This window comes from Muricoccus vinaceus (genome assembly GCF_042433125.1).
In the GTDB taxonomy this organism is placed as follows: Bacteria; Pseudomonadota; Alphaproteobacteria; order Acetobacterales; family Acetobacteraceae; genus Roseomonas; species Roseomonas vinacea.
In genome coordinates this window covers 1-13,804 of record NZ_JBHLVZ010000114.1, presented here as the reverse complement: position 1 = coordinate 13,804, position 13,804 = coordinate 1, and the positions used below count along the sequence as shown (strand labels likewise).

Here is a 13,804-nt window from a genome sequence, read left to right as displayed (position 1 = left end):
GACAGGTGACTTATAGAAGACAATTGAATCGGCGGGCGGACGGCCACGCGGGCAAGTCATGGCTCACGCTTCGTCTTGCCGCCCGGGTTAAAATACGGTCATGTAACCACGACGGTACTTAGGGCATCACTTCAAGGTAGCGGCTGGTGCCCCGCTGGCGTGCCCGTTCAACAGCTCCGGCACAGGACCGCTACTGGCATCGGAGGCGACGTTGATCGTCGGATGCACGGAAACCGGTTTGCCGTTCGGACGGCGCTGCATGGACCAGTTGGCCTGCATGCGGACCTCCGGATTGGGCACGGTCCAGCAGGCGCCGTCCGCGTCCATGAACACCACCCACATCAGGTGGGATTCCGGCCCGTAGTCGATCATGAAATGGGCGAGCCCGGGGCCGCGGCTTGTTTCCATCGGCAAGGGCGGATCGAGCTGCAGGATCATCGCGAACGAACGGGGATCAATCGCGCCCGGTTGCCGCAGGCGCGATTGATCTATTCGGCGCGGCGCAACTTGACGGCCTGCGGAACGGACAGGTCGCTCACACCGCGCCGATACCCAGCAGCTCCGCATAGCGCGGCGTGGCCTTGAGGCCTGTGCCGGTCAGGATCACCGCCACCCGCTCCCCGTCGCGCACCTCTCCCCGGGCGGCCAGCTTCCCCAGCGCGGCCGCGGCCTGGGCGCAGGTGGGTTCCACGTATATCCCCGTCCGCGCCAGGGCGAGCGAGGCCTCGGCGATCTCCTGTTCCTCCAGCAGCACGCCGCCGCCCCCGCTCCGGCGCAGCGCAGCCAGCACCTCCCTGGGGCGGATCGGCTGGGCGATGGCGGTGCCCTCCGCGATGGTCGGGCGGGGCGGCACCGGCGGCAGGCCCAGGGCTTCCCTCGCCAGCGGTCCGCAATGCGCGGGCTGGGCGGCATAGAGCCGCGGCAGCCGGGAAATGGCGCCCGCACGCAGCAGCTCCCCGAAGCCGATGTCGCAGCCCAGCACGTTGGACCCGGCCCCGCAGGGGATCACGACGGCGTCCGGCGCCTCGAAGCCCAGGTCCTCCCACAGTTCGTAGGCGAGCGTCTTGGTGCCCTGGAGAAAGAAGGGGTGCCAGTTGTGGCTGGCGTAGAAGAAGGGGGAGGCCGGATCCCTTCCCTGGCGCAGCGCCTCCTCGGCACAGTCCTGGCGCGAGCCGGGGGTAAGCTGAATCTCCGCCCCCGCGGCGCGCGACTGGACGGTCTTGGCCGGGGATGTGCTGTCGGGCACCAGGATGCGGGCGCGCAGCCCACCGGCGGCCGCGTAGGTGGAAATGGCGGCGCCTCCGTTGCCGGAGGAATCCTCCAGCACGGCCGTCACACCCTGCTCCCGCAGCAGCGAGAGCATCACCGAGGCGCCACGGTCCTTGAAGGACCCCGTGGGCATCAGCCACTCGCATTTCAGCAGGGCATCCACCCCGTGCAGGCGCCGGGGCAGCAGCGGCGTGCGCCCCTCCCCCATCGTGATGGGCTCGCGCGGGCGGAAGGGCAGGGCCGCGGCATAGCGCCACAGCCCCGGCGCGGCGGGCTCGATGGCCTCGCGGCCCACGCCAGGCAGGTCGGTCAGCAGCAGGGCCTGCCCCTCGTCGCCGCACCAGCGGGGTGTCTCGATGGGCCAGGTGCGGCCGCTGAAGGGGTCGAGGTAGGCGGGCACGGATTTTCCTCAAGCAGGACAGGCCGGGGCAAGCTGTCTTGCGGGCGCGCGGCCCGCAAGGGATACCGTGGGCATGATCGATCGAACCGACGCCGAGGACGTGGCCACGCTGGCCCGCGACCTCATCCGAATCGACAGCCGCTCCTTCATCTCCAACCTGCCGGTCGCGGAACGGGTTGAGGCGGCGCTTGCCGGCTTCGACCTGGAGCGGCTGGACTACGCGGACGCGGCCGGGGTGGCCAAGCGGGCCATCGTGGCGCATCGAGGGGGCCCCGGCGGGATGGCGCTGTCCGGCCACATGGACACCGTGCCCGACACCGGCTGGGAGGAGGACCCCTTCTCCGGCCGGGTGGACGCTGAAGGCCTGATGCACGGGCTGGGCGCCGCCGACATGAAGGGCCCGGTGGCCGCCTGCATCGTCGCCGCGCGCGGCCTGCCCAGCCATGTCCCGGTGACCCTGCTCATCACCACGGACGAGGAAACCACCAAGGCGGGCGCCGCCCTGATCGTGGAAAAGTCGGACCTTGCCCGCCGCGCGAAGCTGCGCGGCATCATCGTGGCCGAGCCCACCAACCTCGAGCCCATCCGCGGCCACCGCGGCACCGTCAACTTCGAGGTGGTGGCGACGGGAAGCCAGGCACATTCCTCCACCGGCCAGGGGATGAACGCCAACCTGGCGCTGATTCCCTTCCTGGCCGAGATGCGTGCCCTTCACGACCGCCTGCGCTCGGACCGCTCCTTCTGGGACGAGGCCTACGAGCCCCCCTTCCCCGACCTGAACATCGTGATCGACAACCACGGCACCGCCATCAACGTCACCGTGGCGCGCGCCACGGCGCGCATGAAGTTCCGCTATTCCCGCGGGCTGGACCCGGCACCGGTGCTGGACGCGGTGCGGGATGCCGCGGCGCGCGCCGGACTCGAACTGAAGATGGTGGTGGACGGATCCCCGCCGGAACTGCCCGCCGACCACCCGCTGGTCCGGGCCGCCGTGGCCGTGACGGGACGCCCGGCGCGCACCGTCCCATTCGGCACGGATGCCACGCGCCTGAACGCGCTAGCGCCCTGCGTGGTGCTGGGGCCGGGAGACATCGCCTTCGCGCACACCCCGCGCGAAAGGGTGCCCGTGGCGGCGCTGGGCGCGGCAGTGCCGCTGTTCCGGCGGCTTCTCACCGAAGGCTGACCTGGGCCGGGTCCGGCCCACTCTCGGATTCGTGTTGCCTCGCCCTGGCAAAGAATCAACCGTCGCTGTCTGCCGCGCGTTGGGGTGTTTCGACAGAAGGAACGTTGACTCCGCCCGCACCGCGCATCGCCGTCGGGCGGCAGGTCGGCTTCCCCCCGAACCCGCCAAGCGAAGGATGGTTTTCATGCAGGAAAGCACGCGCGACCTCTACGTCACCGGTCTGGTCAACGCCCGCGCCCTCGAAACCCAGGCGATCGAGCTTCTCTCCCGGCAGGTGGAGCGGCTGGAGAACTACCCGGAAATGGAGGCCGCGCTTCGTCGCCACATCACCGAAAGCGAGCAGCAGCGCGAGCGCCTCGACGGCATCCTGGCCTCCCTCGGCTCGTCCAATTCTTCCATCAAGGATTTCGTCACGGGCCTGATGGGCAACGTGGCGGCTCTTGCCCATGCGCCCATGCAAGATGAGGTGCTGAAGAACAGCCTCGCGAACTATGCTTTCGAGCACTTCGAGATCGCTTCCTACAAGTCGCTCCTCGTGCTCGCGGACATGGCAGGCGACACCAGCGCGCCGACCGCGCTGACGCAGTCGCTGCGCGAGGAAGAGCGCATGGCGCAGTGGTGCGAGGACAACCTCGAGGCCACCGTGCGGACCTTTGCGACGCGTGCGGCGCAGGGCCAGAAGGCGGGAATCTGATCCGCGCGACGGCGGCCATGTCCGGCCGCACCATCTGAACAGCGGAGAGAAAGCCATGAACACGTCCAACCTGCTCGACCGCCGGATGCTCGGCCTGGCCCTCGCGGGGGCCGGCCTCGCCGGCTGCGCCGCCTCGGCCCAGCCCGGCATGTCCGCGCGCGAGATCGCGTCCAGCACCGACCCCGTTTCGATGCGCACCACCGCGGTGCAGGGCGGCGCCTTCCTGATGCAGACCGCGCAGCTCGGCGTCACAAAGGCCCAGCGGCCTGAGCTGCGCCGCTTCGCGCCCTTCGAGGTGAGCGAGCAGCAGGGCATCATGCAGGCGCTGGCCGTCACCGCTTCGGCGGTGCCCCCGCCCCCGCCGCCGGCCGAGAAGGCCGCCATGCTGCAGCAGCTGCAGTCCGCCAACGGTGCGGAGTTCGATCGCCTGTTCCTGATGGCGCAACTTCAGGGTCACCAGGAGGCGCTGACGGTTTACAACGCCATCATCCAGACCAGCGGCGGCCCCGCGACGGACAGGGCCATCGCCATCCTGGCGGCGGACCGCATCCGTGAGCACCTGGCCTTCCTGCAGGCTCTCTCGTCCCGCGCCTGATCCGCGCGGCACCGGATCGGAAGGATCGCGTCCAGGCGGCGCGGCCGGTGGAAACACCGGTCGCGCCCCTTTCGCATTCGGCCATGCTTCATCCCATGTTGGTGCGCCCCCGCATTTCCAGCCCTAGCGCTTCCGCTGCAGGCGGGAGTTCAGGGCAGATGCGGACGGACGAGACACCCTTCGAACAAGCGCTGCGCGTCACGCGCGAGAACGAGGCGCGCATCCGGCAGCAGCGGGCGCTGATCGCGCGGCTGGAAGGGCTGCACCAGCCGCAAGCGCTGGCCGAGGCAAAGCGCGTGCTCGGGACGATGCAGAGCAACCAGCGGATATTCAGCGCCCGGCTGCGGATGGTGTTCGACACCACGGCCTGAACGCGCCGCGCCGCGCCCGACGGTGCGCTAGAGCGCCGCCATGTCCTCGAGCACGCCTGCCGCCCGTGCGCGGATCGCGCCCAGGCGGGCGGCGTCCATCCGGTCCAGCGCGCGCACCACCGGCCCCATGCGCGGGTTGGCCGCGAAACGGTCACGGTGGCGGGCGACGAAGTCCCAGTAAAGGCTGTTGAAGGGGCAGGCCCCCTCCCCCGCGACCTCGCGCACGTCATAGGCGCAGCCGCGGCAGTAGTCGCTCATGCGATTGATGTAGGCGCCGCTGGCGGCATAGGGCTTGGAGCCCATCAGCCCGCCATCCGCGTGCAGCGCCATGCCGTGCACGTTGGGCAGCTCCACCCATTCATAGGCATCGGCGAAGACGATCAGGTACCACTCGTTCACCGCGTCCGGGTGCAGCCCCGCCATCAGCGCGAAGTTGCCGGTCACCATCAGGCGCTGGATGTGGTGGGCGTAGGCGTGGTCGCGCGTCTGCCGCACCACCTGCCGCACGCAGTTCATGCGCGTCTCGCCCGTCCAGAAGAAGCCGGGAAGCGGCCGGGAGGCCTCCAGCGCATTCAGCGCCCGGTAGCCGGGCATGCGAAGCCAGTAGACGCCGCGCACGTATTCCCGCCAGCCCAGCACCTGGCGCACGAAGCCCTCCGCGGCGGCCAGCGGCACGTGCCCCGTGCGATAGGCCGCCTCGGCGGCCGCGCAAACCTCCCAGGGCAGCAGCAGGCCCAGGTTGAGGCTGGTGGACACCAGCGCGTGGAACAGGAAGGGCTCGCCGGCCGCCATCTGGTCCTGGTGCAGGCCGAAGCCGGGAAAGCGCCGCCCGACGAAATCCTCCAGCGCCCGCACGGCCTGCGCCCGCGTGACGGGCCAGCCGAAGCCCTCCAGCGCGCCGAAATGGCCGGGGAAGCGCCGCTCCACCAGCACCATGACCCCGCGCGTCGTCTCATCCGGCTCCACCACCGGGCGGGGCGGCACCGGGGGCAGGCGGCGCAGCGGCGCGCGGTTCTCCCGGTCGAAGTTCCAGGCGCCGCCCAGCGGTGCGCCGTCCGCCTCCATCAGCACGCCATGGGTGCGGCGCATGGCGCGGTAGAAGAACTCCATGCGGAGCTGGCGCTCGCCCGCGGCCCATCGGCGGAACTCGTGGATTGAGCAAAGGAAACGGTCGTCCTCCAGAATGTCCACGGGCAAGGCGAGCGCCTCCTCCCAGCCGCGCATGGCCTCCAGCAGGCGCCATTCGCCGGGGTGGGTGACCACCACACGATCGGGCCGCAGCTCGCGCACCGCGCGGCCCACCTCCCCCTCCAGGCTGCCGGTGTTGGCGGGATCGTCCAGACGCACATAGCGAACCCGCGTGCCCAGCGCCGCCAGCGCCTGCCCGAAATGCCGCATGGCCGAGAGAACGAGCGCGATCTTCTGCTTGTGGTGGCGGACATAGGTGCATTCCGCCTCCACCTCGGCCATCAGCACCGTGTCGGCGGCGGGATCGAGGTCGCGCAGCCCGGCCAGGCTTTCCGAGAGCTGGTCCCCCAGCACCAGCCGCAGCGTGCCGGCCACGGGGCGCGGACTACCGCGTGGCGCCGGGCTCCCACAGCACGTCCTGCCCGGTGTTCAGGCTGCGCGCCAGCACGAACAGGTGATCGGACAGGCGGTTGAGGTAGCGCACGGCATCCCCGTTCACGGGCTCCGCCGCGGCCAGCGCCACCACCGCGCGTTCGGCCCGCCGCGCCAGGGTGCGCGCCAGATGGGCATGGGCCGCCGCCGGGGTGCCGCCCGGCAGGATAAAGGAGCGCAGCGGGGGCAGCCCCTCGTTCATGGATTGCAGCTCCCGCTCCAGCCGCAGGCACTGCGCCGCGCTCACCCGCAGCCCACCCTCCGTGCCCGGCACGGAAAGATCCGCGCCCAGGTCGAACAGGTCGTTTTGGATGCGCCCGAGCATCGCGTCCTCCTCCTGCGCGGTGTGCAGGCGCAGCATCCCGACGGCGGTGTTGGCCTCGTCCACGGCGCCGAGCGCCTCGATGCGCGGGGCATCCTTGGAAACGCGCGCGCCGTTGCCGAGCGATGTCTCACCCGTGTCGCCGCCGCGGGTGGTGATGACGTCGAGCTTGACCATGCCAACTCCTTGCCCGGGGCGCGGGTCGCGTGCGGGGTGAACAGGTCTAGTCCAGGCGGAACACCACGCGGTAGTCCCGGCTGCCCCAGACCGCGATGCCGTCCCGGAGGGAGGGGATGAAGCGGCAGCGCCGGATGCCGCTGCGCGCGGCCTCGTCCAGTGCGAAGGACCCGCTCGGCTCGGTGATCCGCGCCTCCACGACACGCCCGTCATCCGAGACGCGCAGGCGCAGGTTCACCGCGCCCGTGATGCCTCGCGCCCGCTCGGAGGGTGGGTAGCCGATCATGTCCTGGCAACCCGGCTGCGGTGCGCCCACCGCGCGGCTTTCCCCGGGCGCACCGGCGCTGCCTGCGCCCAGGCGAATGGCCCCGGTCGTGGCCAGGGGCACCTCCACCATCCGCATTGGCGCGCCGGGAGCGGCCGGCGTGGCCACGGGGGCCGGCGGGGCGGCGGGCGCCGGGCGCGCGGGGGCGGGCGGCGGCGGTGCGGCGGGGGGCGGAAGCGGCAGGGCTTCGGTTGGCGCGGGATCTGCGGAAGGGAGGCGAGGCGCCACCGGCCGCATGGACGTGGCCGCGGGCGGCGCGGCCTGGGCGGCCGCGGCCTCCGGGGCGGGAACATCGCCTGGTGCCCCGCCGGCGGGCGCAACGCTTGGCGGCGCCCTGGAGGCAGCCGCCTCCGCCGGCGCTTCCGCCGGCGCGGAAGGGGAAGGTGCCTCAGGGGCGGGTGCCGGCTCCGCGAGGGAAGCGGGCAGGTCGGTCGAAAGCTCCGGTGCCCCCTCCGCCGCGCCCACCGGTCCTTCCCAGACCATGGGGGTACCCTCCACCACCTGTGGTTCGGGCAGGGTTTCGGGATCGATGCTGACGAACAGCGCGGCCAGCAGGGCGGCGTGCAGGACGGTGGCCAGCCACCAGGCCCAGGACCCGCGCCGCGCCCGGCGGCCCCGTGGGCGCAAGGCCGGGGACGCGACGGGGGCGAAGTCCCAGGCCGTGGCGCTCAAGCGCGGTGCCTCGGGGCCATGTTCCGGCGGGCGCGCGTCACAGCACGACGACGCCGCTGTGCTTGGCCTTTCCTTCGGGCTCCACGTGGATGGTGATCACCGCGCTGCCCAGCGCCTCCTTGAGCGCCGCCTCGATCCGGTCGCAGATCACATGCGCCTCTGCCACCGTCATGGCGCCGGGAACGACGAGGTGGAACTCCACGAAGGTGATGCGCCCGGCGCGGCGGGTGCGGAGGTCGTGCGCCTCGATCGCCCCCTCCGCCTGCGTGGAGACGAGGCCGCGGATGTTGGTCAGGTCTTCCGTGTGCACGGCCTCGTCCATCAGGCCCCCAACGCTTTCGCGCAGCAGCCTGGCGCCGGAGAAGAGGATCATCACGGCGGTGGCGGCCGCCAGAAGGGGGTCCAGCCAGAGGATGCCCGTGGCCGTGACCAGCCCCACGCCCAGGATCACGCCCGCCGATGTCACCACGTCCGACATCAGGTAGTGCGCATCCGCCACCAGCGCCGGCGATCCCAGCCGCTTGCCCCGCCGCCTGAGGATGGTGGCCCAGGTGGCGTTGATCAGGGTGGCCACCGCCGAGAGCGCCAGGCCCAGCGCGGGCTGGTCGGGCGCGCGGAGCCGGAACCAGGCCTGGTACGCCTCCTGCAGGATCATGGAGGCCGCGACCAGGATCAGCGCCCCCTCCAGCACCGCCGAGAAATACTCGACCTTGGCGTGGCCATAGGGATGGTTGTCGTCCGCCGGCATGGCGGAATAGCGCACGGCCGCCAGGGCCGCGGAGGCGGCGGCGACGTTCACCACCGTTTCCAGCATGTCCGCGAAGAGCGCCGTGCTGCCCGTCAGCCACCATGCCGCCCCCTTGAGGGCGAGCACGGACAGGCCGACCCCGAGGCTGGTCCAGGCGGTGCGTTCGGTGGGGCTCATCCGAGGGGGGCTCATCCCCGCCGACATACCCCGCCCGCCCCTAGACCGAGAAGTACTTCGCCCGCGGGTGGTGCAGCACGATCGCGGAGGTGGATTGCTCCGGATGCAGTTGCCATTCGTCGGAAATCGCGACCCCCACCCGCTCGGCCTTCAGCAGCCGCAGCAGCGGCTCCTGGTCCTCCAGCTTCGGGCAGGCCGGATAGCCGAAGGAGTACCGCCCGCCGCGATAGCCCTGGGACAGCATCTTCTCCATGTCCCGCGCGTCCTCGCCGGCGAAGCCCCATTCGGCGCGGATCCGCTTGTGGACGTATTCCGCCATGCCCTCCGCCATCTCGACCGAGAGGCCGTGGAGGTAGAGGTAGTCCTGGTAGCGGTTGTCCTCGAACCACTCGCGGGCCATGTCGCTCGCCTTCTGGCCGACGGTGACGACCTGCAGGCCGATCACGTCCCGCTTCTCCGGGCCGTCGTCGATGTCGCGCACGAAATCGGCGATGCAGTCGCCATCCGCCTTGGGCTGGCGCGGCAGGGTGAAGCGGGCGGCCTCGGTTACCCCGTCCTCCTCGAAGAGCACGAGGTCGTTGCCCTGCCCCGCGCACTTCCAGTAGCCGTAGATGGCCTGGGGCTTGAGGATGTTCCCCTCCTCGGCGATGGCCAGCATCCGCCGCAGCACCGGGCGCAGCTCCTGCTTGGCCCAGCCGATGAAGTCCTCCAGCGAACGGCCCTGCTTCCGGAACCCCCACTGGAATTGGTACAGGCTGCGCTCGTTGATGAAGGGCACGATGGCCTTGGGCGGGGCCTCGATCACCTTCGCGCCCCAGAAGGGCGGCACCGGGACGGGTTCGTCGGCGGTCTCGCGCCGCCGCCGCTCCTGGGCATAGCCGATCTCGACCGGCGCGAAGCCGCGGGCATCCGCCACGCCGAGCGTCCGGCGCTCGTTCCGCCCCTTGCCGGACCGCTTGGCCTGCAAGGCGGCGAGGTAGTCGTCGAAGCCGTTGCCCATGACGCGGTCCATCAGGTGCAGGCCGTCGAAGGCATCCCGCGCATAGGCCACGCGGCCGCAGGCATAGGCCTTCACGCAGTCGTCCTCGACGTAGTTCCGCGTCAGCGCCGCGCCGCCGAGCATGACCGGAATATCGACGCCCTGGCGCGACATCTCCTCCAGGTTCTCGCGCATCACCACCGTGGACTTCACCAGCAGCCCCGACATGCCGATGGCATGCGCCTTGTGCTCGCGGGCGGCGGTGACGATGTCGGCCAGCGGCACCTTGATGCCGAGGTTGACCACCTTGTAGCCGTTGTTGGTCAGGATGATGTCGACCAGGTTCTTGCCGATGTCGTGCACGTCGCCCTTCACCGTGCCGAGCACGATGGTGCCTTTCTCCTGGCCTTCCACCTTGATCATGTGCGGTTCGAGATAGGCCACAGCCGCCTTCATCGTCTCCGCGGATTGCAGCACGAAGGGAAGCTGCATCTTGCCCGCGCCGAACAGCTCGCCCACCACCTTCATCCCGTCCAGCAGGATGTCGTTGATGATGGCCAGCGGCGCGATGCCGCGGCCCAGCGCGTCCGCCAGCTCGTCGTCCAGCCCCTTGCGGTCGCCGTCCACGATCCGGTCCTTGAGCCGCCCCTCCACCGTCTCCGCCTTGGCGCGCTTGGCGGTGTCGGCGGCCTTGCGGCCCGAGAAGATCTCCAGCAGCTTCTGCAGCGGATCGTAGCCCTCCGCGCGGCGGTCGAAGATCAGGTCCTCGGCCACCCGCACCTCCTCCTCCGGGATCAGGTGCAGCGGCTTGATCTTGCTCACATGCACGATGGCGCCCGTCATCCCCGCGCGCACCGCGTGGTCCAGGAACACGCTGTTCAGCACGTGCCGCGCCGCCGGGTTCAGCCCGAAGGAGATGTTGGACAGGCCGAGGATGATCTGGATCTCCGGGAAGCGCTCCCGGATCATCCTGATCCCCTCCAGGGTCCACTGCCCGAGCTTGCGGTCGTCCTCGTTGCCCGTCGCGATGGTGAAGGTCAGCGGGTCGATCATCAGGTCGCTCTGCGGCAGCCCGTGCCTGGTGCAGGCGAAGTCCACCAGCCGCTCGGCGATCCGCAGCTTGTCCTCGGCCGTCTTGGCCATGCCCACTTCGTCGATGGTCAGCGCGATGACGGCGGCGCCGAACTTCTTCGCCAGCACCAGCCGGTCCCGCGCATGGCCCTCGCCGTCCTCGAAGTTGATCGAGTTGATGATGGGCTTGCCGCCATGCAGCTTGAGCGCGGCCTCGATCACGGGCGTTTCCGTGGAATCGATCACCAGCGGCGCGTTCACGCTGCTCGTGAAGCGCGTGATGACCTCGTTCATCTCCGCGACCTCGTCGCGGCCGACAAAGGCGGTGCAGATGTCGAGGGAGTTGGAGCCTTCCGCCACCTGCTCGCGGCCGATCGCGACGCAGCCGTCCCAGTCATGCGCTTCCTGCCGCTGGCGCCAGATCTTGGAGCCATTGGCGTTGCAGCGCTCGCCGATGGAGAAGTAGGCGTTCTCCTGCCGAAGCGCCGTCGCGCCGTAAAGGCTGGCGACGGAGGGCATCCAGACGGGCTTGCGGGTGACAGGCGCGGGCCGGGCGCTGCCGCCGCCGAGGCGGCGGAGCATGGAGTCGAGCGCCTGGATGTGCGGGATGGAGGTGCCGCAGCAGCCGCCGATGAGGTTCAGCCCGTCCTCGGTGACGAAGCGCTCCATCCAGCTTGCCATCTCGGCGGCGCCGAGAGGGTAGTGGGTGTGCCCGTCCACGAGCTCGGGCAGGCCGGCATTGGGTTGGACGGAGAGAAGGCCGCGCCAGTTCTGCGACAGCCAGCGGACGTGCTCGGCCATTTCCTGCGGGCCGGTCGCGCAGTTGAGGCCGATGAGGGGAACGTCGAGCGAATCCACCACCGTTGCGGCGGCGGCGATGTCGGGGCCGACAAGCAACGTGCCGGTTGTCTCGACCGTGACCTGCACGAAGATGGGGATACTGGCCTTCGCCTCCGCGATCGCCGTCTTGGCCGCATTGACGGCCGCCTTGATGAAGAGCGTGTCCTGGTTGGTTTCGGTCAGGATGGCGTCGCAGCCGCCGGCTATCAGGCCGCGGCACTGCTCGGTGAGCGCCGCCTCCAAGGTGTCGTAGGCGATATGGCCCAGGCTGGGCAGGCGGGTGCCGGGGCCGATGTCGCCGATGACCCAGCGCGAACGCCCGTCGGAGAAGCCCTCGCTCGCCTCCCGCGCGAGTTCCACCGCGCGTTTGTTGATCTCGTGCGTGCGGTCCGTGAGGTCGAATTCGCCGAGGGTGATGGGGCTGCCGCCGAAGGTGTTGGTCAGCACCATGTCGGCCCCGGCCTCGAAGTAGCCGCGGTGAATGTCCCGCACGAGGTCCGGTCGGGAGAGGTTGAGGACCTCGGTGCAGTTCTCCTGGTTCCAGTAGTCCTTCTCGATGTCGAGCGTCAGGGACTGGACGCGGCTGCCCATGGCGCCGTCGCAGAGGAGGACACGGTCGCGCAACGCGTCGAGGAGGTGCGGTCGGGACATGGGTGTTCTCTCAGGCGGGCTGCACGGCGGTCGCGCGATGCGCGGACCACAGGCGGACATTCAGGGGGCCGGGGACTTCGACCGGGGGGGACAGAGAGCAGCCGGCGGCTCCGAGCCAGCCGGCCAGCTGGGCATCGTCGAAGCCCGGCCAGCGATGGGCGTGGCGCTCCATGAGATCCGCGCGGGCATGGGGGGCCAAGTCCACCACCAGCAACACGCCCTCGGGGGAGAGAACGCGGGCGGCCTCGGACAGGGCGGCAGCGGGGTCCTCGGCGTAGTGGAGCACCATCTGCAGCGTCACGGCGTCGAAGGAGGCGTCCGCGAAAGGGAGCCGGTACATGTCCGCCTGCCGCACGGCACAGTGCGAAGCCAGGCCACGCTCGGCCAGACGCCCGCGGGCCAGCGCCAGCATGTCCCGGCTGGCATCCACGCCCAGCGCTGCGTCGCAGCGATCGGCCACCAGTTCCAGCAACTGCCCGGTGCCGGCGCCAACATCCAGCAAACGCGCGATGCGGGGCGGCAGCGCATCACACAACGCTCCCTCGATGGCGGGGGCGGGCAGGCCCAGGGCGCGCATCTCGTCCCAATCGGCGCCCGCGCTGCGAAAAGCTTCCGACGCCGCGCGCGCGCGCTCGGCGCTGAGGCGGGCGGCCAGCCGCCGGTCGGCCGCCAGCAGCGGGTCATCCTCCGGCAAGCGGGCCAGAATGGTATGCGCCAGCCCCGCTCGGGCCGACAGGGCGAAGTAGACGTTTGGCCCCTCCGGCATCCGCTCCAGCAATCCGGCTTCTACCAGCAGCTTGAGGTGCCGCGACAACCGCGGCTGAGACTGGCCGAGGGCGGCGCAAAGGTCGGTCACGCAGAGCGCCCCGCGCGCGCAGAGGGCGAGCAGGCGAAGGCGGGTCGGCTCGGCGGCGGCGCGAAGCTGGGCCAAAATTTCGTCCATGCCCTTGATCATGACATAACGATATCTTTATGTCTATCGAGAAGGAGCGCCTCTACCATGCCTGTCTTTGCGGATGGCCGTATTCCCGTCGTGTCGGTCGGGGACGAGGCGGCCATGCGGGCCACCCTCGCCGCGCATCCCGGTTCAGCGATCCTGGCGGAGGCTCCTCCACCGGACCTGCCGGAGGGAGCTGTCGCCATGGCGAGCTTCGACCTCTACCTGTCCTCGCACCCACAGGCCTGCACGTGCTGTAACGGTCGCACGCCGCTGGCGCAGGCGATGGATCGGCTGTTCCTGGCGAGGGTGCGGGGGCAGTCGCCCTGGTTCAACCGCGTGGTGGCCTTCGTGCCCGGCGAGGACGCTCGCGCGGCCCTGGCCAGTGCGTTGCGCGGAGACGCGGTGGTTTCCAGCCGTTTCCGGGCTGCAGACTTGTGAAAAGGCTGGAGGTCGCAGGCGTAGTTACCTTGCGGGAATCTGGTTCAACGCCCGCTCGGTTCCTAGCCTGCACTCTACGTGGGCAAGGTGCTGAACCAACGCTTCTTTAGAGGAAAGGCCATCATCCCGTGTCGGGGAATGAGCACCACGACGATGGGATGAAAGAACTGAAGCTTCGGCGGGTGCGACAGGCTCGCTGACTTCAAAGCAGCGGTGAGTGGACGCAGGCTATGCAAAAAGGTGCATTCCCTGACAAGCGAAGTCTCGCACACTCTTCAACGGCGAACCCCCACATGCTGTTTATGAGCATGTGGGGGTTTATGTTGTGTACG

Annotated in this window: 13 protein-coding genes; 5 read left to right on the top strand and 8 right to left on the bottom strand. The window is 70.1% G+C overall.

The window, feature by feature from the left end; genetic code table 11:
- Positions 1 to 126: 126 nt before the first annotated feature.
- Positions 127 to 438, bottom strand: a complete 312-nt coding sequence (locus tag ACFFIC_RS28815) for a hypothetical protein (RefSeq protein ID WP_377056966.1) — start codon at positions 436 to 438, stop codon at positions 127 to 129.
- Positions 439 to 535: 97 nt separating this feature from the next.
- Positions 536 to 1,669: a threonine synthase gene (locus ACFFIC_RS28810; protein ID WP_377056964.1), complete on the bottom strand. Its 1,134-nt coding sequence runs from the start codon at positions 1,667 to 1,669 to the stop codon at positions 536 to 538.
- 73 nt (positions 1,670 to 1,742) lie between these two features.
- Between ACFFIC_RS28810 and ACFFIC_RS28805 the strand changes: the two genes are divergently transcribed.
- The 4 genes from ACFFIC_RS28805 to ACFFIC_RS28790 all read left to right on the top strand — a co-directional run bounded on the left by ACFFIC_RS28805 (position 1,743) and on the right by ACFFIC_RS28790 (position 4,512).
- The gene (locus ACFFIC_RS28805; protein WP_377056962.1) at positions 1,743 to 2,852 is read left to right on the top strand and encodes a M20 family metallopeptidase; all 1,110 of its coding nucleotides are present in this window, start codon (positions 1,743 to 1,745) and stop codon (positions 2,850 to 2,852) included.
- A 184-nt stretch (positions 2,853 to 3,036) separates the two neighbouring features.
- Positions 3,037 to 3,546: a ferritin-like domain-containing protein gene (locus ACFFIC_RS28800; protein ID WP_377056960.1), complete on the top strand. Its 510-nt coding sequence runs from the start codon at positions 3,037 to 3,039 to the stop codon at positions 3,544 to 3,546.
- Between the two features lie 55 nt (positions 3,547 to 3,601).
- Entirely contained in the window at positions 3,602 to 4,141 is a 540-nt protein-coding gene (locus ACFFIC_RS28795; RefSeq protein WP_377056958.1) for a DUF4142 domain-containing protein, read from the top strand.
- A gap of 158 nt (positions 4,142 to 4,299) precedes the next feature.
- The gene (locus ACFFIC_RS28790; RefSeq protein WP_377056956.1) at positions 4,300 to 4,512 is read left to right on the top strand and encodes a hypothetical protein; all 213 of its coding nucleotides are present in this window, start codon (positions 4,300 to 4,302) and stop codon (positions 4,510 to 4,512) included.
- 27 nt (positions 4,513 to 4,539) lie between these two features.
- Here the strand turns inward: ACFFIC_RS28790 and ACFFIC_RS28785 are convergent, their stop codons facing one another.
- From ACFFIC_RS28785 to ACFFIC_RS28760, 6 genes are read right to left on the bottom strand one after another with little or no spacing between them, the layout of a single operon-like run.
- Complete coding sequence (locus ACFFIC_RS28785; protein ID WP_377056954.1) at positions 4,540 to 6,075, bottom strand: cryptochrome/photolyase family protein; 1,536 nt, start codon at positions 6,073 to 6,075, stop codon at positions 4,540 to 4,542.
- Between the two features lie 10 nt (positions 6,076 to 6,085).
- Positions 6,086 to 6,631: a cob(I)yrinic acid a,c-diamide adenosyltransferase gene (locus ACFFIC_RS28780; protein ID WP_377056952.1), complete on the bottom strand. Its 546-nt coding sequence runs from the start codon at positions 6,629 to 6,631 to the stop codon at positions 6,086 to 6,088.
- A gap of 46 nt (positions 6,632 to 6,677) precedes the next feature.
- Positions 6,678 to 7,628 (bottom strand): energy transducer TonB, encoded by a 951-nt coding sequence (locus ACFFIC_RS28775; protein WP_377056950.1) that lies wholly within the window; start codon positions 7,626 to 7,628, stop codon positions 6,678 to 6,680.
- Between the two features lie 37 nt (positions 7,629 to 7,665).
- Positions 7,666 to 8,553 (bottom strand): cation diffusion facilitator family transporter, encoded by an 888-nt coding sequence (locus tag ACFFIC_RS28770; protein WP_377056948.1) that lies wholly within the window; start codon positions 8,551 to 8,553, stop codon positions 7,666 to 7,668.
- A gap of 40 nt (positions 8,554 to 8,593) precedes the next feature.
- The gene (metH, locus tag ACFFIC_RS28765) at positions 8,594 to 12,094 is read right to left on the bottom strand and encodes a methionine synthase (RefSeq protein WP_377056946.1); all 3,501 of its coding nucleotides are present in this window, start codon (positions 12,092 to 12,094) and stop codon (positions 8,594 to 8,596) included.
- Between the two features lie 10 nt (positions 12,095 to 12,104).
- The gene (locus ACFFIC_RS28760) at positions 12,105 to 13,037 is read right to left on the bottom strand and encodes an ArsR/SmtB family transcription factor (RefSeq protein WP_377056944.1); all 933 of its coding nucleotides are present in this window, start codon (positions 13,035 to 13,037) and stop codon (positions 12,105 to 12,107) included.
- A gap of 57 nt (positions 13,038 to 13,094) precedes the next feature.
- On the opposite strand from ACFFIC_RS28760, the gene ACFFIC_RS28755 reads away from it, so the two are divergent.
- Complete coding sequence (locus tag ACFFIC_RS28755) at positions 13,095 to 13,472, top strand: hypothetical protein (RefSeq protein WP_377056942.1); 378 nt, start codon at positions 13,095 to 13,097, stop codon at positions 13,470 to 13,472.
- Positions 13,473 to 13,804 lie beyond the last annotated feature (332 nt).